The sequence below is a fragment of the Variovorax sp. 10N420 genome (assembly GCF_056394705.1).
This window is the reverse complement of record NZ_JBFTIJ010000006.1, coordinates 341,116-359,962: the sequence shown is the minus strand read 5'-3', so window position 1 is coordinate 359,962 and position 18,847 is coordinate 341,116. Positions and strand designations below refer to the sequence as shown.

Sequence of the window (18,847 nt, the reverse complement as noted above, 5' to 3'; positions counted from 1 at the left end):
CTTGCGTTTGCAGTGGCGGCCCGAATCCAGTCTTCATGCCTACCCGATTCATCCTGATCCAGACCAGCCATGCCGGAAACGTCGGCGCCGCGGCCCGCGCCATGAAGACCATGGGTTTTGGCGACCTCGTGCTGGTCGCGCCCCGATGGGCCAACGTGCTGCGGCGCGAAGAAACCATCCAGCGGGCAAGCGGCGCGCTCGACGTGCTGGCCAACGCGCGCATCGTCGACACGCTCGAAGAGGCGCTGGACGGAGTCACGCACCTGTGCGCAACGGCGATGGTGCCCCGCGACTTCGGACCGCCGACGCGCACGCCGCGCGAGCATCTCGAACCGCTCGCCAGGGACGAGGCGCAGCACGTGGCGTTCCTGTTCGGCTCGGAGCGCTTCGGCATGCGCAACGAGGATGTCTATCGCTGCAATGTCGCCCTCAGTATCCCGACCGACCCGAATTTCGGATCGCTCAACCTCGGCGCGGCGGTCCAGGTGATCGCCTACGAATGGCGTCTTGCGCTGGGCGGCTATGCGGTGCGCGATGCGACTGCACCTGTTCGCGCGGCCGATGCGAAGGCGGTCGCCGGAATGCTCGATCACTGGGAACGTTCGCTCGTCGAGATCGGTTTTCTCGACCCGGAGGCGCCGAAGAAGCTCATGCCGAGGCTGCAGCAGTTGTTCAACCGGGCGCGGCCCACGCCGGAAGAGATCCATATCCTGCGCGGCATCGCCAAAGCCATGGCGGATGCCGCGCATGGGGGGCCCAAGACCCCTTCCGCGGTGCGCGAAGATCCTTCGCTATAGACTGCCTGCCCTCTATCGATATAACAACAACCGAGCATGTTTTCGCGGCTGCGTTCCGACATCCAGTGCATCCTCGACCGCGATCCCGCGGCGCGGACCCGCTGGGAAGTATTGACTCTTTATCCGGGCCTGCACGCGGTCGTGCTTCACCGGTTCGCGCATTGGTTCTGGACCCACGGCTTCAAGTGGGTCGGGCGCTTCATCTCGCAGGGCTCGCGCTGGTTGACCGGCATCGAGATCCATCCTGGCGCGATCGTCGGCAAGCGAGTCTTCTTCGATCATGCGATGGGCGTGGTCGTCGGCGAAACGGCTGAGATCGGCGACGGCTGCACGATCTATCAGGGCGTGACACTGGGCGGCACCTCGCTCTACAAGGGCGCCAAGCGGCATCCGACGCTCGGGCGCAATGTGGTGGTCAGCGCCGGCGCCAAGGTGCTGGGCGGCTTTGTGGTGGGCGATGGCGCCAAGATCGGCAGCAATGCCGTCGTGATCAAGCCGGTCCCCGCCGGCGCGACGGCGGTGGGCATTCCGGCACGGATCATTCCCTCGAAGGCTGGCGAGAGTGCCGATCTTGCCAAGCCTGTGACCAACTTCTCGGCCTATGGCGTCACCCAGGAAGACGATCCGCTCAGCCAGGCAATGAAGGGGCTGATCGACAGCGCGGCGGGCCAGGACCATCAAATCGCCTTGCTTTGGCAGGCCATCGAGGCACTGTCGGCGCAGCCCGGCAAGAAAGACTGCGTCCCTCGCGATGCCGCCAAGGACGAGTGCTTCGAAGCCGAGCGGCTGACTCAGCTGATCGGCAAGTGAATCACCTCATTGAATCGGTGAATCACATCCCCACGTAGTTCGGTCCGCCACCGCCTTCCGGCGTTACCCACACGATGTTCTGCGTCGGATCCTTGATGTCGCAGGTCTTGCAGTGCACGCAATTCTGGGCGTTGATCTGCAGCTTTTCCTTGCCTTCTGAATCGGGCACGAACTCGTAGACCCCGGCCGGGCAGTAGCGCTGTTCGGGGCCGGCGTACTCGGGCAGGTTGATGGTCGTCGGCACCGCCGCGTTCTTCAGCGTCAGGTGCGGGGGCTGGTTCTCTTCATGGTTGGTGTTGCTGATGAACACCGAAGAAAGCCGGTCGAAGGTCAGCTTGCCATCGGGCTTGGGATAGGCGATCTTCTTCGAGGCCGACGCGCGCTTGAGCCGCTCGTTGTCAGCCTGTGTCCGATGAATGGTCCAGGGCACGTTGCCGCGCAGCAGCAAATGCTCGATACCGGTCATGACCGTGCCGACCGCGAGGCCCTTCTTGAACCACTGCTTGAAATTGCGCGCCTTGTGGAGCTCGGTGTGCAGCCAGCTCTTTTCGAAGGCGGCCGGATAGGCCGTGAGTTCGTCATGCTGGCGACCGGAAGTGACCGCCTCGAAAGCAGCTTCTGCGGCCAGCATGCCGGTCTTGATGGCGGCATGACTGCCCTTGATGCGGCTGGCGTTGAGATAGCCGGCATCGCAACCGACCAGCACGCCACCGGGGAACACCGTCTTTGGCAGCGAGAGCAAACCGCCCGCCGTGATCGCACGTGCGCCGTAGCTCAGGCGCTTGGGTGCCTTGAGGCCCTTGTCCTGCCCTTCGAAATACCAGCGGATGTTGGGATGCGTCTTGAAGCGCTGGAATTCCTCGAAGGGGCTCAGGTATGGATTCTGGTAGTCGAGGCCGACCACGTAGCCGATGACGATCTGGTTGTTTTCGGCGTGGTAGAGGAACGAGCCGCCGTAGGTGTCCGAAGGCAGCGGCCACCCGGCGGTGTGCACGGCGAGCCCGGGTTCGTGGCGTGCGGGATCGATCTCCCACAGTTCCTTGATGCCAATGCCGTAGCTTTGCGGATCCTTGCCGGCGTCCAGCTTGTACTTGGAGATGAGTTGGCGGCCCAGATGTCCGCGCGAGCCTTCGGCGAACACGGTGTACTTGCCGAGCAGTTCCATGCCGAGCTGGAAGTTCTCGGTGGGTTCACCGTCCTTTCCGATGCCCATGTTGCCCGTGGCAACGCCGCGGACCTTGCCGTCTTCGGTGTAGAGCACTTCCGCTGCGGGAAAGCCCGGGAATATCTCGACCCCGAGTGCTTCGGCCTGTTGGGCGAGCCAGCGCACCACGTTGCCGAGGCTCACGATGTAGTTGCCATCGTTGTGGAAATTCTTGGGCAGCAGGAAGTTCGGCGTGCGCGTCGCGCCGGTCTCTGTCAGCATCAGGAAGGTGTCCTGAGTGACAGGCTGGTTGAGCGGTGCGCCCAGTTCTTCCCAGTCGGGAATCAATTCATAGAGCGCGCGTGGGTCCATGATCGCGCCCGACAGGATGTGCGCGCCGGGCTCCGAACCCTTTTCAAGCACGACGACCGAGATTTCCTTGCCGTGCAATGCGGCCAATTGCTTCAGACGGATGGCGGTTGAAAGGCCTGCCGGACCAGCGCCGACGACAACCACGTCGTATTCCATGGCTTCGCGGGGGCCAAACTGGGCAAGTATTTCGTCATGCGTCATTTTGTGGGTCTCGTCGATAATGATTCGGGGGTGCGAGGCACCGCTTAGGCCGGACCATTTTATGCGGCGGTTGCGCGGGTCCCGGGCCGTCGCGTCGGCGACTCCAAGAGGATCTTCCATGGCTTACAGCATCGATCTTTCCGGCCGGGTGGCCTTCGTCACGGGTGCGTCCAGCGGACTCGGCGCGCAGTTCTCCAAGACCCTGGCGCGCGCCGGTGCGGCAGTGGTCCTGGCCAGCCGCAGCACCGACAAGCTCAAGGAGCTTCGCGCGCGCATCGAAGGCGAGGGCGGCGACGCCCATGTGGTCGACCTCGACGTCACCGACATCGACAGCATCAAGGCCGCCGTGGCGCGCGCCGAAACCGAAGTCGGCCCGATCGACATCCTGGTCAACAACTCCGGCGTCAGCACCACGCAGCGCCTCCAGGAAGTGTCGAGCAAGGACTACGACTTCATCTTCGACACCAACGTCAAAGGCACTTTCTTCGTCGCGCAGGAGGTGGGCAAGCGCATGCTCGCGCGCGCCAAGGGATCGGCGCCGGGCACCTATATCGGCGGGCGCATCATCAACATCGCTTCGGTCGCCGCGCTCAAGGTGCTGCCTCAGATCGGCGTCTATTGCATGAGCAAGGCGGCCGTGGTGCAGATGACGAAGGCAATGGCGCTCGAATGGGGGCGCTTCGGCATCAACGTCAACGCCCTGTGCCCGGGCTACATCGCGACGGAGCTCAACGAAGAACACTGGGTGACCGATGGCGGCCAGAAGCTCGTGGGCATGCTGCCGCGAAAGCGCGTCGGCAAGCCGGAAGATCTCGACGGATTGATCGTCCTGCTTGCGAGCGGGCAAAGCCATTTCGTCAATGGCGCGGTGATTGCGGCGGACGACGGCTTCGCGCTCTGAGTCCGTTACGCGCTGGTCGGCTCACACCGGCTTCAGGACGATGCGAGCCTCGAAGCCCGTCGTCGCGCCCACGGCCGGTGAACTCAGCTCGAGCCGCCCGCTGAGCTTCTCGACGATGGTTGCGACGATCGACAGGCCCAGTCCGTAGCCTGCATGCCCCAGGTCGTGACGGACATGCCGCTGCCGCAGGGTGCGCAGTTGCTCCGGGCTCACGCCCGGTCCGGCGTCGCGCACGGAAAGCGTGCAGGGCGCCATCACTTCGATGACGACGCGGCCGCGGCCGTACCGCAATGCGTTCTCCACCAGATTGCGCAGCGCGATCGCCAGCGCATCCACGTCGCCGAGCGCGGTGGGCGGCTCCGTGTCGGGCACCTTCAGTGCCAGGCGCTCGTTGGCATCGGCGCTCTGCCAGAACTCCTGTGCCACCGCGCCTGAGAGTTGCACGAGATCGATGCGCTCACGCGCCAGCGAAGCGGCCGATTCGGCTCTTGAAAGCTGCAGCAGCTTTTCGGTGCGGTGGCCGAGCACCTGAAGCGCTTCGAGCGCAGCCAGCACTTCGTCGCGCTGCAAGTCGTGCTCCAGCGCGGTCTGCAGCCGCAATCGGGCGGCGGCAAGCGGTGTGCGCAGCTCGTGCGCCGCATTCGCCGCCAGCGCGCGTTCGACGTCGAGCGATTGCGAGAGCCGTTCGAGCAGCTGATTGACGTGATCACCGACCGCCCGGAGTTCCCTGGGCAGCCCTGGCAGCCGGATCGGCCGCAGGTCGGCCCCGCTGCGCTGCTCGATCTCGGCCGCGAGCATCTCCAGCGCACGCAGTTCGCTCCGCGCCACATTGCGAAGCACCAGCGCCAGCAGCGGCAGAACGGCGCCCAGCGGAATGATCAGCCCGAAGAGCGTGTGGTTGAGTGCCTTCTGCCTTTCGGTCAGCGGATCGGCGACCTGCAGAAACAGCTCGCGCGTCGGATGCCGCACGGTGTAGACCCGCCACGGTCCGATGCTCGCGAAGCCGGGCGTGAGCGGCACATCGAACGAGGTGCCCGTGGCTTCGGCGGATCGCAGAAGAACGCCTTCGTGCAGATCGACCAGTTGGTACTTCACCGCATCGCTCGGAAACATCGTCTGAGGCGCCGCGATCAGCGGCTTCTTCGCGCCGGAATCAGGTTGCTGCCGTTCGCCGAGTTCGTGCAGGGCCATGGCGAATATGCGATGCGAGACCTCCACCAGCTCGTGGTCGAAGTTGTGATTGATCTCGCGATTCACATACCAGACGACGCCCAGCACGCCCATCAGCCAGACGCCGCCGATCCAGACGATGAGCGTGCGCGTCAGCCGGCCCGCGAGCGAATCGCGCTTGCCGGAGGAATCGGCACCGCCCGAAGGCGGAAGCCTGGGGTTCATTCGTCCTCTTCTTCGACTTCAGGCGCAAAGGACAGCCGATAGCCCAGGCCGCGAAGCGTCTGGATGTGGCTGCGGCCGAGCTTGCGTCGCAGACGGCTGATGAACACCTCCAGCGTATTGCTGTCGGCCTCGTCGCCAAAGCCATAGAGTGCGTCGGCGAGGTTGTCGCGCGTGTGAATGCGATCGGGCCGGGTGGCCATCACGCGCAGCAGCGCCCATTCCTTCTGCGTCAGCAGGACGGGCATTCCGTCCTTGAGGACCAAGTCGCGGGCGAGATCGATCTCCAGCGTGCCGAGCCGCACCACCGGCGAGCTGCTCGTGCTGCGCCGGCGTTCGACCGCCCGCAGTCGCGCGAGCAGTTCCGCGGGATCGTAGGGCTTGATGAGGTAGTCGTCCGCGCCGGCGTCGAGGCCGCGGATCCGATCCGTCACCTGGTCGCGCGCCGTCAACACGATCACGATGGGACGGTCGCGCAACGCACGAACATTGGGCAGCAGCGAAAGCCCGTCCCCATCCGGCAGATGCAGGTCGAGCAGAACCGCTGCGTACTGCACTGTCAGCAGCGCGGCGCGTGCTTGCGCAAGTCCGGGCGCGACATCGACGATGAACGCCTTCGCCACGAGGTAGCTGCAGACGGCATCCGCGAGGGCCGAGTCATCTTCAACCAGCAATATGCGCACTTCGCTGTCCCCTCGATTCACTTCTTGTCACGTGGCAGCCGGCCCATCAGGTAGAACTCCGGATTCGGCTGCATGCCGCTGAAGCTTGCCATCCGGTTTGAAAGACCAAAGAACGCGGTGATTGCGGCAATGTCCCAGATGTCTTCGTCGCTGAAGCCGTGCGCGTGCAACGGCGGAAAGTCGCTGTCGCCGATCTCGTGCGAATGCTCGCAGACCTTCATCGCGAATTCGAGCATCGCGTACTGGCGCGGTGTGATGTCCGCCTTGCGCCAGTTGACTGCGACCTGATCGGCCACCAGCGGCTTCTTCTCGTAGATGCGCAACAGCGCGCCGTGCGCCACCACGCAATAGAGGCACCGGTTGGCCGCACTCGTCGCGGTCACGATCATTTCGCGGTCGCCTTTGGTGAGCGAGCCTTCTTCTTTGAGCATCAATGCGTCGTGATAGGCGAAGAAGGCGCGCCACTCGGCCGGGCGGCGAGCGAGCGCGAGGAACACGTTGGGTACGAAGCCGGCCTTTTCCTGCACTTGGAGAATCGAGGCGCGAATGTCGTCGGGCAAATCCTTGAGTTCGGCCAGCGGATAGCGTTGGGTCATGAGGTCTCCTGATAGGCTGGTATGAGGCTCATCATAAGGAGCTACCGAGCGCTCCCGGATGGCCGTCCGCGTCGAGCACCGCCAGGTGGCTTTCATCCTTCAACCCGATGCCCGTCAGGCCGCGTCGCAATGACTCGCGCACCAGCCAGGCCAGCTTGTTCGCAGCCGCGCCGTAGGCGAGGCCCTCGGGACGTATGTTCGAAATGCAATTGCGCTCGGCGTCGTTGCGCCCGCGGCGGGGTGCGTGCGTGATGTAGGCCCCGAGGCTGTCGGGCGAACTGAGGCCCGGGCGCTCGCCGATCAGCATGATTGACAACCGGGCGCCGAGCGCTTCAGCGATCTCGTCCGCCAGGGCCACGCGCGCCTGCGACGCAATCACCACGGGCGTGAGGGTGAGGCCTTTGGGCAACTGCTGCAACTGCTGCCGGAACGCAGTCACCAGCGGCACGGCATGCCGATCGACCGCGAGCGAAGACAAGCCGTCGCCAATGACGATGCAGATGTCCTTCGGCGTCCCGGCCATGGCGCGCATGCGCGATGCGTCGTCGTCTTCGAGCTGCCGGCCGAGATCGGGGCGGCGCAGATAGGTCGTGCGATCGGCCGCGCGGCTTCGGACTTGGGCGGTTTCCCAACCCTGCGCATTCAACGATGCCGCGAGCGCATTGGTGTCGAGCTCGGCGTGAATGGCGTCGCGCGCCATCGCGTGCGCCCATCCGAAGCGCAGTATTTCGTCGGTCGGCATGCCCGCCCCGGCTCGGCCGAGCGCAATGCGCGCTGGCGTCGCCTTGCGCCAATCGCTCCACGGGCTGGGGCTGACGAGGTCGTTCGTCATCGGCCGAGAGCGCTCAAGGCGCGCATGTCGGTGAGCAGGTGGTTGGAAGAGGGCGGCAGGAGCCGGCCGGCCATGTCCGTGATCTGCATGCGCTCGAGCCAGGCTTCGAACTCCGGTGCGCGCTTCAAGCCCATCGTCTCGCGCATGAACAACGCGTCGTGAAACGAAGTGCTCTGGTAGTTGAGCATCACGTCATCCGCACCCGGCACGCCCATGATGAAGTTGATGCCCGCGGTACCGAGCAGCACCAGCAGCGTGTCCATGTCGTCCTGGTCGGCTTCCGCGTGGTTGGTGTAGCAGACGTCGCAACCCAGGGGCAGGCCGAGCAGCTTGCCGCAGAAGTGATCCTCCAGGCCCGCGCGGACGATCTGCTTGCCGTCGTAGAGATATTCAGGCCCGATGAAGCCGACGACGGTGTTGATCAGCAGCGGCTTGTAGCGCCGCGCGAGCGCATAGGCGCGGGCTTCGCAGGTCTGCTGGTCGACGCCGAAGTTGGCATTGGCCGACAGGGCGCTGCCCTGGCCGGTCTCGAAGTACATCACGTTGTCTCCGATCGTTCCGCGCTTCGTTGCCAATGCGGCGGCGTACGCCTCGTCGAGAAGTTCGGGCGTCACACCGAAAGATCGATTGGTTTTCTCGGTGCCGCCGATCGACTGGAACACCAGATCGACCGGGCCGCCCGATTCGATCAGCTTCAACGCGTGGGTGACATGCGTCAGCACGCAGCTCTGGGTCGGAATCTCGAAGCGCTGGATCACCTCATCCAGCATCCGCAACAGGTCTCCGAGCACCTGCATGCTGTCCGATGCCGGATTGATGCCGATCACCGCATCGCCCGCGCCCATGAGCAGGCCGTCGAGCGTGGATGCGGCCACCCCCTGCAGATCGTCGGTCGGATGATTGGGCTGCAGCCGCACCGAGAGATGGCCGGGCAGGCCGATCGTGTCGCGGAACCGCGTTATCACGCTGCACTTGCGCGCGACCGCGACGAGATCCTGGTTGCGCATGAGCTTGGACGCCGCGGCCACCATCTCTGGTGTGAGTCCCGGCGCGAGCGCAGTCAATGTCTCGGTGCTCGCCTGTTCGGACAAGAGCCAGTTGCGAAAGTCGCCCACCGTGAGGTGCGACACCGGCGCAAAGGCCTGGGCGTCGTGCTCGTCGATGATGATCCGCGTGATGTTGTCGTCCTCATAAGGCACCAGCGCTTCCGTGAGGAACTGCTTGAGCGGTGTCTCGGCCAGCACATGGCGTGCGGCCATGCGCTGCTGAGCCGTGGCTGCGGCGATCTGGGCGAGATAGTCCCCGGAGCGCGCCGGACTCGCGAACGCCATGACCTGCTTCAAGTCGATGAACTCGAAGACCTGCGAATCGATGGTGGTTCGGTAGCGCATGAGCGTCGGTGAGAAGGTGAGAAGGCCCGAAGGCAGTGCCGAATGGACTCGGCCACCCGGCAATAATGGGCCCGTTCATTCATTCGACCAAGGGGTAAATCGTGCGATCCATTCTTGTTGCAGCCGCTGTTTCGATGTTCGTCCTGCCGTCAGCCTTTGCGCAGTCGGCGCCCGTCACCAAGCCGAGCGGCCTCATCTTCCAGTCGCTGGTCGACGGCAAGGGAGCCTCGCCCGCCGCCACCGATGTCGTGAAAGTCAACTACCGCGGCACCTTCCCCGACGGCAAGGAATTCGACAGCTCCTACAAGCGCGGCGAGGCTGCCGAATTTCCCCTGAATGGCGTAATCCCCTGCTGGACCGAAGGCGTCCAGCTCATGAAAGTCGGCGGCAAAGCCAAGCTGACCTGCCCACCCGCCATCGCCTACGGCACCCGCGGCGCAGGCGGCGTCATCCCCCCCAACGCCACCCTCGACTTCGAGATCGAACTGATCTCGATCAAAGGCAAGTAACCGAAACAGCTCCGGCCTCGTCCCGGCCTCCATTCCCTTGCCAGAAATACCGCGGAACCGGCTCAGCCGGGCCGCTGGTATTGCCCCCGGTCAGGGGGTAGGCGAAGCGACACGAAGTGCGCGAAGCCTGGGGGCGAGCAACCGCTAAAACGGCTGGAACTGGTAGAGCCAGGTTTCTGACAGCGTCTGGTCGCCAGTCTTCAGGAACAGGCGCATGTCCACCGGATCCGTTCCCTCCGCCGTGAAATCGAACTGCGCGCGCCAATGACCGGGCACGCCATCCGGCACGGCTTCGGCAAAGATGTACGAGAACTTGCCGCGCGAGGCCGTCAACACCAGTTCGGGCTTGGTGCCGAAAGGCAGTGACTCCAGCGGCTTGCCGATGAATTCGACCATGAACTTGCGGATGCCCGCGGGTCTCGGCTGGCCGGGCTGACCCCCGCGGCCAATGCGTGTGGCCAGCACGCGCGCCAGCGGCGAAGGAAAGGGCTCGTCGGCCGCCCAATGCAGGCGGTACTTGAGGGTGTAGCTCGACCCCGCCGTGGCCGGCGCCTTGGGCACCCAGCAGGCGAGCACGTTGTCGTGAATTTCGTCATCCGTGGGAATCTCGATGAGCTGCACGGTGCCTTCACCCCAGTTGCCGAGCGGCTCGACCCAGAGGCTGGGGCGCTTGTCGTAGTAGACGCCATCCTGGTAGTGATCGAAGGAGCGATCGCGCTGCAGCAGCCCGAACCCACGTGGATTGGTGTCCGTGAATGCCGATGCGCGGGTTTGCGTCGGGTTGTTCAGGGGCCGCCAGATGCGCTCGCCGGCGCCGTTCCACATGGCCAGGCCGTCGGAGTCATGCACCTCCGGCCGCCAGTCGATGCCGGTGGGCTTCACGGTTTCGGAATACCAGTACATCGACGTCAACGGCGCAAGGCCGAAGCGGGCGACGTCCCGGCGCAGGAACAGCCGCGAATCGATGTCCATCAAGACTGCCTTGTCGCGCGTGAGCACGAACTTGTAGGCGCCGGTGATGCTGGGCCCTTCGAGCAGGGCGTAGATCGTCATGGAGTTGGCGCTGTCCGACGGGGGCGGCTCGAAGTAGAAGCGCGTGAAGGTCGGAAACTCCTCGGCGCGATCGGGCATGGCCGCGTCGAGCGCGATGCCGCGCGCGGACAAGCCGTACTGGTACAGCTCTCCGATCGCGCGAAAGTACGACGCGCCAAGGAAAGCCGCCCAATCGTTGGTCTGCCAAGGCAACTTCTTCTGATCGCCGAGGCGGCTTTCCTGAAGGCGAAATCCAGCGAATCCGGCACCGTCGGGCAGTTTTCGCGCCGGGCTGTCCGCAGGCATGGTGAAGTAGGCGCTGTCGTAGACGATTTCGCGGGCGAAGCCGTCATCGCCCGCGTTTTCCAGCACGTACATGTGCACCGGCACCTGAAAGAATCGGCCGAGGTGGAAGAAGGTCACCGGAAACTGGCCGGGACCATCCCGGAATAGCGCGTTGTCGGTGTTGAACTTGATCTTGCCGTGTGCGTCGTAGTCGATGCGCTCGAGCACGTCCGCCGGAAGCGATTTATCGGGCGCATAGGGCTGGGCGCCGAGCGACTTCGCGAGTGCAACAAGACGTTCGAAGGAAAAGGGCCGAGGCTGGCTCAGTGTGAGTCCGGCGGCGGCCATTGCTTCGGCAGGAATGCCGAGCGCGGCGAGTACCAGCGATGCTCCGCTGGCCGTGAGGAGTGAACGTCGATCGATCATGTGGCCCAAATGGTAACGAGGCCGCCAGGCAGCCCCCGTAGGCCGAGGGCTGAAGAAAGCACGGTGATGTCGGCATCGTCCTACGATCTGAGGAACGGCCCTGCGTCGAATTCGAAAGCAAGAGCCGGAGTGCGGCGCGCGGCGACGATCCCTACAGTGGACGCATCGACAACGACATGACTGAAGGATGCAAATGAACATGCGCAATCCCAACGAGATGCGGGCCCTCGCCACAGTAAGCGACCCGCGCTGGGCCGCCGTCATGGCCCGTGATGCGGCGGCGGACGGCAGCTTTTTCTATTCGGTCCGCACGACGGGGGTGTATTGCCGGCCTTCCTGCGGCGCACGCCAGGCACGGCCCGAGAACGTGGCCTTTCATGCGAGCGCGGCCGAAGCGGAGCGCGCCGGCTTTCGGCCGTGCAGGCGCTGCAAGCCTGACGCGCCTGCGCAGGCTGCGCAGCAGGCGGACATGGTGGCCGAGTCGTGCCGCTTCATCGAAGCCGCCGAGCAGACGCCGACGCTGGACGAACTCGCGCAAAGGGCGAAGCTCAGCAGCTCGCACTTTCACCGGCTCTTCAAGCAAGTGACCGGCGTCACGCCCAAAGCCTATGCAGCGGCGCATCGCGCGGCTCGCGTACGCCGAGAGCTGTTGCGCAGCGACACGGTGACCGATGCGATCTACGGGTCCGGCTACAACTCCAACGGCCGCTTCTATGAAAGCTCGAACGACATGCTCGGCATGACGCCGACGGCATGGAGGGCAGGCGGCGCCGACACGGACATTCGCTTTGCGATCGGCGAATGCGCACTGGGCGCGATCCTGGTTGCGCAAAGCGAACGCGGCGTCTGCGCCATCGCATTGGGTGATGACGCTGAAGCCTTGGCGCGCGATCTGCAGGACCAGTTTCCGCGGGCTCGGCTGATCGGTGGCGACGCGGAATTCGAAGCACTGGTCGCGAAGGTCGTTGGCTTTGTGGAGGCGCCGGGGGTGGGGCTCGACCTCCCGCTCGACGTTCGCGGCACGGCCTTCCAGCAGCGCGTCTGGCGTGCGCTCCGCGAGATCCCACTGGGCCAGACCGCGAGCTACAGCGAGATCGCGAAACGCATCGGTGCACCGAAGTCGGTGCGTGCGGTGGCGCAAGCCTGCGGCGCCAACGCGCTGGCGGTGGCGATTCCATGCCACCGCGTAGTGCGCAGCGACGGCAGCCTGTCGGGCTATCGCTGGGGCGTGGAGCGCAAGAGTGCGTTGCTTGAACGCGAAGCGAAGACGGCATGAACGCACGAGACAAAATGCCGCTGCGCGACGAGACCGGGCCTCGCGTCGCGGCCATCGATTGGGCACAGGTGGCCGACGAACTCGATGACCAGGGCAACGCCGTGATCGGGGGTCTGCTCACGCCGGCCGAGTGCCGATCCCTGGCGACGATGTATCCGGCCGATGCGCTCTTCCGCAGCCGCGTGGTGATGGAGCGGCACGGCTTCGGGCGAGGCGAATACAAGTACTTCGCCTATCCCTTGCCGGAGTTGATCGGGGACCTGCGCGCGCACATCTATCCACACCTCGCGCCGATCGCGAACCGATGGAATCAGGCGATGGGCATCGACGTGCGCTTTCCGCCGGCGCATGCCGAATTCATCGCGCGCTGCCATGCCGGTGGCCAGCTGCGACCCACGCCGCTGCTCCTGCAATATGGGGCCGACGACTACAACTGCCTGCATCAGGACTTGTACGGCGAGCACGTCTTTCCGCTGCAAGTCGTGGTTCTCCTGTCAGAGCCCGAACGCGATTTCACGGGCGGCGAATTCGTGATGACCGAGCAGCGACCACGCATGCAATCGCGGCCGATGGTGCTGCCGCTGCGGCAAGGCGATGCGGCGGTGATCGCGGTGCACCACCGGCCGGTGCAAGGCACGCGGGGGGTGTATCGGGTCAACCTGCGCCATGGGGTGAGCCGGGTCCGGTCCGGTCGCCGCCACACGCTGGGCATCATCTTTCATGATGCGGCTTGAGCCGGAAAATGAGCATGAGCCAGAGGATTGCATGACGCTGGACCTGTTCGAAGACACCGCTGAATCCGATGTGCCCACCGCGGAGCCATTGGAGCCGGGTGCGGTCGTGTTGCGACGCCATGCGATCGAGCGCGAGACCGAGTTGCTCGCCGCCGTTCAGCAAGTGATTGACCGAGCGCCGCTGCGCCACATGGTCACGCCGGGCGGCTTCCGCATGTCCGTGGCGATGACCAACTGCGGCGAGCTCGGCTGGGTGACCGACCGCACCGGATACCGCTACGACCCGATCGACCCCGACAGCGAACGGCCATGGCCGCGCATGCCGGCGGCCTTCACACGGCTGGCGGCGGATGCGGCTTCGCAAGCCGGGTTCGCCGATTTCGTGCCCGATGCGTGCCTCATCAATCGCTACGAACCCGGCACGCGGCTTTCGCTTCATCAAGACCGCGACGAGCGCGACTACGGCCAGCCCATCGTCTCCGTGTCGCTGGGCATTCCGGCCGTCTTCCTGTTCGGCGGCGCGAAACGGGCCGACAAGGCGCGCCGCGTGCCGCTCGGGCATGGCGACGTGGTGGTCTGGGGAGGGCCGGCGCGTCTGCGTTTCCACGGCGTGCTGCCGTTGAAGGAGGGCACGCATCCGCTTCTGGGCGATTGCCGGATCAATCTCACTTTTCGCAAAGCCGGCTGAATCCGTTGAATCCGTTCGGGAAGCGTTCGGGAAAACCAGTATCTCCATCGGATGGCGAGTGCCTACGCTGGCCTCGTGCGTACAACAGGAGCGATCCATGGAAATCCGCAATCCCTCACCCGGGCTCTACAACGAGGACCTGGCACCCGCCAAGGAACGGAACTGGGGCGCTTTCAGCATCTTCAACGTCTGGACTTCCGACGTTCACAGCCTGTGGGGCTACTACCTCGCGGCCAGCCTGTTCCTGCTGTGCGGCAGCTTCGTCAACTTCCTCATCGCCATCGGACTCAGCTCCCTGGTGATCTTCGGGCTGATGAACCTGATCGGCTATGCCGGTGAAAAGACGGGCGTGCCGTATCCGGTGCTCGCGCGAGCTTCCTTCGGCGTCTGGGGCGCCAATCTGGCGGCGATGGTGCGGGCGGTGGTGGCCTGCTTCTGGTATGGCGCGCAAACAGCGGCGGCTTCAGGCGCCGTGGTCGCGCTATTGATCCGCAGCGATGCGATGCTCGAATTCCACAAGGGCACGCACATCCTCGGGCACTCGGCACTGGAGGTGATCTGCTATCTGGTGATCTGGGCATTGCAACTGCTCATCATCCAGAAAGGCATGGAAACCGTGCGGCGGTTCCAGGACTGGGCGGGCCCCGCAGTGTGGATCGCGATGCTGCTGCTTGCGGTCGGACTGTGCGTCAAGGCCGGCGCTATCTCGTTCGACCATGGCATCCCGATGGACGCGCTGATCCAGAAGACCCAGGACGCTGGCGTCCCTGGCGAACCGGGCTCGTTCTGGGCGTTGATGGCGGTCGGTGCGACATGGATCACCTACTTCGCGGCGCTGTACCTCAACTTCTGCGACTTCTCGCGCTACGCCAAGGACAAGGACGCGGTAAGAAGGGGCAACCTCTGGGGCCTGCCGATCAACCTCGTCGCGTTCTCGCTGGTTGCCGGCGTCACGACGCTCGCAGCCTTCAAGGTCTACGGAGAAGTGTTGCTGCATCCCGAGCAGATCTCCGCCAAGTTCGACAGCTGGGTGCTGGCGCTGATTGCCGCAATCACCTTCGCCGTCGCGACCCTGGGCATCAACGTGGTGGCCAATTTCGTGTCGGCGGCGTTCGACATTTCAAACACCTTCCCGAGGCAGATCAGCTTCAAGAAGGGGGGCCTGATCGCAGCTGCGATTGCGCTGGTGCTCTATCCGTTCGCACCGTGGGAAGGCAACGCCGCGCATTTCGTGAACGCCATCGGGTCCACCATGGGGCCGCTGCTCGGGGTCATCCTGGTCGACTACTACCTGGTCGCGAAGGGCAACATCAATGTGGCGGCGCTCTATCAGGAATACGGCGAGTACCGCTACGAGGGTGGCTGGAACGTCAACGCCCTGGTCGCCGCAGGCATCGGCAGCGTGTTCTCGACCTTGCTGCCTACCTTCACGACCTTGCTGCCTACCTGGTGGAACATCTACGGCTGGTTCTTCGGCGTGGTGATCGGCGGCGGTGTCTATTTCGTCATGGCGACGCTGCGTCCGCGCGCAGCGGTCGCGGCAGCGAGTGCCTGAGCCTCGCGCCCGAAGCCTTGCCCGAACCGGAAGCTACTTTCTGCAGATGCCGAGTACCAGCTCCTGGTCAGAGCACGGTCTGGCTTGGGGTGGCGCCGCCTTCACCGGCGTCGCCCGGGCTGTGGCGGCCGCCTGCTGGCCAGCGATGCAGGCTCGCATCCGCTTCTCCATCGGAGCGTAGTAGCGCCATCCCTGGCTGAGGGGAGGCAGTTCGAATTTCACCTGCTTCCACTTCGGATGTCCGTTGGCCTGGAGCTTGTCGAAGTTGGTACACAGCGAGTCCGCGAAGCGGATGAGATTTCCGACGGTCGATTGAAGGTTGTATTCGTAGGTGACCAGGTAGGCCTTCACCGTCAGCGTCGGGATGTCGGCGGACAGCCATGCCGGGTAGCTGCTGGCGCGGATCACGGCCGGAAAGTAGGTCTTCTTCGCGCGCGCTGTCTCGGGCGCCGCATTGTCCAGCTTCAGGATCTTGATGTAGTTGCGCGCCTCCGGCTTCATGTCCGCGAAAAGCTTGGCGGGCTGCCCGGCGACGATGATCGCGACGTCGATCGTCTTGTCGACCGTGAGCTTCACGAGTGCATCCTCGTTGCCCAGGTACTCGATGTTGGCGGCAGGGATCTGTTCGCCGAACATCAGGTTGTAGATGGTTCGCGAAGTGAGCGCCGTGCCGCTGCCCAGGGGGCCGACGCTGATCCTCTTGTTCTTGATCTCGTTGATGGAGTTCATCGGCGCGTCTGCGCGGGCGACGAAGTAGATCTCCTCGTCATACAGCGGCATGATGAGCCGCAGCGGACGAATGATGTTTCCGGCCTCTGCGTTGCCTGCCTTCGCTTCGTCCAGGAAAGCCTGGTAGACGTCCGACTGCACCAGGGCCAGCTTGACCCCGGGCTCGAAGCGCATGCGCTGAACGTTCTCCGCCGACCCTTTGGACTCGAGCACTTCGAGGTCGATGCCCGCGGGCTCGGCGATCCACTTGGCAATGTCGTTGCCGATCTGGATGTAGGTGCCCGTCTTCGATGCGGTGACGATCTTGTACGCCGCCCGGTTCTGCGCCAGCGCAGGGGACAGGAAGACCATCATCAACAACGCGGTCAGGAAGGTTCTGATTGGCATGCTGGCTCCTTGAAGTCGATCGGTTGTGATTGTTATCGGTGTCTCGTTGCTTCTACTTTTGGCAGAGGCCCAGCGCCGTCAGCGTGGTGGTGCAATCCTTTTCAGTCGATTTCGCCGCGCCCGCCGCTTGCGCAGGGGATGAAGAGGGAGGGGGCGGGGCGCTTGTGTTTGCCGGAGCACGGGGAGCCGCGGGCTCGCCGAGTCCGAGCGCATTGGTTGTTTGACGGGCGGCGTCATTGACCGGCGCCGGTGCCTGGACGCGGCTCTGGGCTTGGACCGGCGCCGACTGCGCCGGCGGCGGAAGACCGATCGCCTTCGATGCCTTCAGCGCGGCCTCCCTGAGTTGCTCGCGCTTCGCGACCTGCTCCTGTAATCTTCGATCGAACGCCTGTCGGAGGGCCTGAACGCCTGCATCGTCCGCATGTTCGGTCTCGAGTCCTTCGAGGATGCGCGCCGCGCCGCCGAGGTCGCCGCGATCCATCGCACTGTGCACTTGCTCCAGGTTCGCCTTGAACTCCCGCTGCCTGCCGGCCTCGCTGCCGTTGTCGAGGTACAGGTTGTCGATCAACAGGGCGATCGCCACGAGGGCCAGCGCAGCCACGACGCTGATGACGAGGCGTATTGGCAATAGTGAACTGCCGGCCCAATGCCGCGGCATTCCGCGGCCCCCCAGCACTTCCTTCTGCCAGTAGCCTCCGGGGCGCACGAGTCCGATTTCAGGGTCCGTTTCGTCGTTGGCTGCTGCGGTCGTCGGGACAGGGTAGCCAAGCGATTCGGAGGTCTGTGCGTCCGGCTGCACGGTGTCGGCGAAGTCCACGACATCCATGGGTGCCGGCGCTGCGCGCCTGACCGGAGAAACATGATCGGGAAATTGGTCTCTGCCGCAATACGGACAAAACTGAACCCCTTTCTGCAGCAGTGCAGCGCAGTGCTTGCAAGGCACTGACATCGACGGGTCCGGATCGGCCATGTTCATCATTACTTAAATCGAATGTATTACACGATGACGGCGGCATTTTGATTATTGACCTACGTTTGCGTCAATCCAACGCTTTGGGGGTTCGCAATGTGAGTTTGCGTGTCTCGCCTACGGCAAGAACGAAGAATTCGTCTTCGGGCATGCCCTGTGCGGCACGCAGCTCGGCCAGCTTTCTGGGGGGCTCGTCGAGAGCCTCGTCAGTCAGATTGAATACTCCCCAGTGAATGCCCAGCGAGCGCTTGGCAGCCACATCACGATGAATCCGCAGTGCTTCTTCGACGTCCACGTGCTGTGTCTGCATGAACCAGCGCGGCGCATAGGCGCCGATCGGTATCAACGCAATGTCGAAGCCGCCGCCTTGCTCGGGCGTTTGCCGATCGGCAAAGTGACGGCGAATGTCGGCGAAGTCGCGCGAATAGCCCGTGTCTCCGGTGAAGAGCAGATGGCAGTCCGGCGCCAGCACCACAAAGCCGCCCCATAGCGTCGCCATGGCGTCTCTCGGACTCCTGGAGGACCAATGCTGCGCGGGCACCAGAGCCACTTCGACAGCGCCTTGCGGCCCCGCTACCGGATGCCGTTCCCACCAATCGAGTTCGACTGCGTTGTGCACGTGGTGCGCAGCCAGCCAGGCCTTGAGCCCCAACGGAACGATGAAGAGGGGCGGACCCCCGCGCTGCCCGTTCAGAGCGGCCACGGAAGCCAGGTCGAGGTGGTCATAGTGGTTGTGCGAGACCAGCACCAGATCGATGTGCGGCAAGTCGGCGAGCGCAATGCCCGGCGGCGTCTGCCGCGTGGGGCCGACCAGTGGCACGGGAGACGCCCGCTGCGAGAACATCGGATCGGTCAGCATCGTGAGGCCGCCGAGTTGGGCCAGCACGGTGGCATGGCCGATCCAGTTCACGGCCGGCAGCATTGCAACGCCCGCGCTGCCGTTGGCGCGCAGCCAGGGCAGGTCGGCCGCCACGCGCGGCGTGGGCGCGAGCGGCGGTGGCGGCAGGTGATTGCGGATCGCATCCCTGCGCCAGCGCAGAAGCTCCGAGAGGCTCTTCGGCTGAAACTCGATGTAGTTGTTCTGGAATCCGCGTGCGCGGTGGTGGGGTTTTTCGGGGTCGTGCGAAGAGGCCATCG

18 protein-coding genes are annotated in these 18,847 nt (G+C 64.5%); 8 read left to right on the top strand and 10 right to left on the bottom strand.

The genetic code is table 11. The features are described 5' to 3' along the window. The first annotated feature begins 35 nt into the window (after positions 1-35). The gene (locus tag AC1DEK_RS18085) at positions 36-797 is read left to right on the top strand and encodes an RNA methyltransferase (RefSeq protein WP_478126646.1); all 762 of its coding nucleotides are present in this window, start codon (positions 36-38) and stop codon (positions 795-797) included. 36 nt (positions 798-833) lie between these two features. After that, complete coding sequence (gene cysE / locus AC1DEK_RS18080) at positions 834-1,607, top strand: serine O-acetyltransferase (protein WP_478126645.1); 774 nt, start codon at positions 834-836, stop codon at positions 1,605-1,607. Between the two features lie 22 nt (positions 1,608-1,629). Here cysE and AC1DEK_RS18075 read toward each other — a convergent pair whose 3' ends face one another. Next, on the bottom strand, positions 1,630-3,324 hold the full coding sequence (locus AC1DEK_RS18075) for an electron transfer flavoprotein-ubiquinone oxidoreductase (RefSeq protein WP_478126644.1): 1,695 nt from the start codon (positions 3,322-3,324) through the stop codon (positions 1,630-1,632). Between the two features lie 118 nt (positions 3,325-3,442). On the opposite strand from AC1DEK_RS18075, the gene AC1DEK_RS18070 reads away from it, so the two are divergent. After that, positions 3,443-4,225, top strand: coding sequence for an SDR family oxidoreductase (locus AC1DEK_RS18070; protein ID WP_478126643.1), 783 nt, complete (start codon positions 3,443-3,445; stop codon positions 4,223-4,225). A gap of 21 nt (positions 4,226-4,246) precedes the next feature. Here the strand turns inward: AC1DEK_RS18070 and AC1DEK_RS18065 are convergent, their stop codons facing one another. Genes AC1DEK_RS18065 through AC1DEK_RS18045 form a run of 5 tightly spaced genes read right to left on the bottom strand, consistent with a single transcriptional unit; the run spans position 4,247 to position 9,119 of the window. After that, the gene (locus tag AC1DEK_RS18065; RefSeq protein ID WP_478126642.1) at positions 4,247-5,620 is read right to left on the bottom strand and encodes a sensor histidine kinase; all 1,374 of its coding nucleotides are present in this window, start codon (positions 5,618-5,620) and stop codon (positions 4,247-4,249) included. Continuing rightward, positions 5,617-6,300 (bottom strand): response regulator, encoded by a 684-nt coding sequence (locus AC1DEK_RS18060; RefSeq protein ID WP_478126756.1) that lies wholly within the window; start codon positions 6,298-6,300, stop codon positions 5,617-5,619. The genes AC1DEK_RS18065 and AC1DEK_RS18060 overlap by 4 nt, the downstream gene beginning before the upstream one ends. Positions 6,301-6,317: 17 nt before the next feature. After that, complete coding sequence (locus AC1DEK_RS18055) at positions 6,318-6,896, bottom strand: peroxidase-related enzyme (protein ID WP_478126641.1); 579 nt, start codon at positions 6,894-6,896, stop codon at positions 6,318-6,320. 31 nt (positions 6,897-6,927) lie between these two features. Next, positions 6,928-7,728, bottom strand: a complete 801-nt coding sequence (gene eutC / locus AC1DEK_RS18050) for an ethanolamine ammonia-lyase subunit EutC (protein WP_478126640.1) — start codon at positions 7,726-7,728, stop codon at positions 6,928-6,930. Continuing rightward, positions 7,725-9,119 carry an ethanolamine ammonia-lyase subunit EutB gene (locus AC1DEK_RS18045; RefSeq protein WP_478126639.1) on the bottom strand — a complete coding sequence of 465 codons (1,395 nt, stop codon included), beginning with the start codon at positions 9,117-9,119 and terminating at the stop codon, positions 7,725-7,727. Before AC1DEK_RS18045 ends, eutC begins: the two co-directional genes overlap by 4 nt. A 134-nt stretch (positions 9,120-9,253) precedes the next feature. Between AC1DEK_RS18045 and AC1DEK_RS18040 the strand changes: the two genes are divergently transcribed. Next, positions 9,254-9,628: an FKBP-type peptidyl-prolyl cis-trans isomerase gene (locus AC1DEK_RS18040; protein ID WP_478126755.1), complete on the top strand. Its 375-nt coding sequence runs from the start codon at positions 9,254-9,256 to the stop codon at positions 9,626-9,628. A gap of 144 nt (positions 9,629-9,772) precedes the next feature. Here the strand turns inward: AC1DEK_RS18040 and AC1DEK_RS18035 are convergent, their stop codons facing one another. Next, complete coding sequence (locus tag AC1DEK_RS18035) at positions 9,773-11,371, bottom strand: OpgD/OpgG family glucan biosynthesis protein (protein WP_478126638.1); 1,599 nt, start codon at positions 11,369-11,371, stop codon at positions 9,773-9,775. Between the two features lie 193 nt (positions 11,372-11,564). Between AC1DEK_RS18035 and ada the strand changes: the two genes are divergently transcribed. The 4 genes from ada to AC1DEK_RS18015 all read left to right on the top strand — a co-directional run bounded on the left by ada (position 11,565) and on the right by AC1DEK_RS18015 (position 15,624). Then, positions 11,565-12,647 carry a bifunctional DNA-binding transcriptional regulator/O6-methylguanine-DNA methyltransferase Ada gene (gene ada / locus AC1DEK_RS18030; protein WP_478126637.1) on the top strand — a complete coding sequence of 361 codons (1,083 nt, stop codon included), beginning with the start codon at positions 11,565-11,567 and terminating at the stop codon, positions 12,645-12,647. Continuing rightward, complete coding sequence (locus AC1DEK_RS18025) at positions 12,644-13,381, top strand: 2OG-Fe(II) oxygenase (RefSeq protein WP_478126636.1); 738 nt, start codon at positions 12,644-12,646, stop codon at positions 13,379-13,381. Before ada ends, AC1DEK_RS18025 begins: the two co-directional genes overlap by 4 nt. Positions 13,382-13,412: 31 nt before the next feature. Then, positions 13,413-14,069 carry a DNA oxidative demethylase AlkB gene (gene alkB / locus AC1DEK_RS18020; RefSeq protein WP_478126635.1) on the top strand — a complete coding sequence of 219 codons (657 nt, stop codon included), beginning with the start codon at positions 13,413-13,415 and terminating at the stop codon, positions 14,067-14,069. Between the two features lie 97 nt (positions 14,070-14,166). Continuing rightward, positions 14,167-15,624 (top strand): NCS1 family nucleobase:cation symporter-1, encoded by a 1,458-nt coding sequence (locus AC1DEK_RS18015; protein ID WP_478126634.1) that lies wholly within the window; start codon positions 14,167-14,169, stop codon positions 15,622-15,624. 33 nt (positions 15,625-15,657) lie between these two features. Here the strand turns inward: AC1DEK_RS18015 and AC1DEK_RS18010 are convergent, their stop codons facing one another. The 3 genes from AC1DEK_RS18010 to AC1DEK_RS18000 form a co-directional block, all read right to left on the bottom strand. After that, positions 15,658-16,740: a TAXI family TRAP transporter solute-binding subunit gene (locus AC1DEK_RS18010; protein WP_478126633.1), complete on the bottom strand. Its 1,083-nt coding sequence runs from the start codon at positions 16,738-16,740 to the stop codon at positions 15,658-15,660. 52 nt (positions 16,741-16,792) lie between these two features. Next, positions 16,793-17,566, bottom strand: a complete 774-nt coding sequence (locus tag AC1DEK_RS18005; RefSeq protein WP_478126632.1) for a hypothetical protein — start codon at positions 17,564-17,566, stop codon at positions 16,793-16,795. A 214-nt stretch (positions 17,567-17,780) separates the two neighbouring features. Continuing rightward, positions 17,781-18,845 (bottom strand): MBL fold metallo-hydrolase, encoded by a 1,065-nt coding sequence (locus tag AC1DEK_RS18000; RefSeq protein ID WP_478126631.1) that lies wholly within the window; start codon positions 18,843-18,845, stop codon positions 17,781-17,783. Positions 18,846-18,847: the final 2 nt, after the last annotated feature.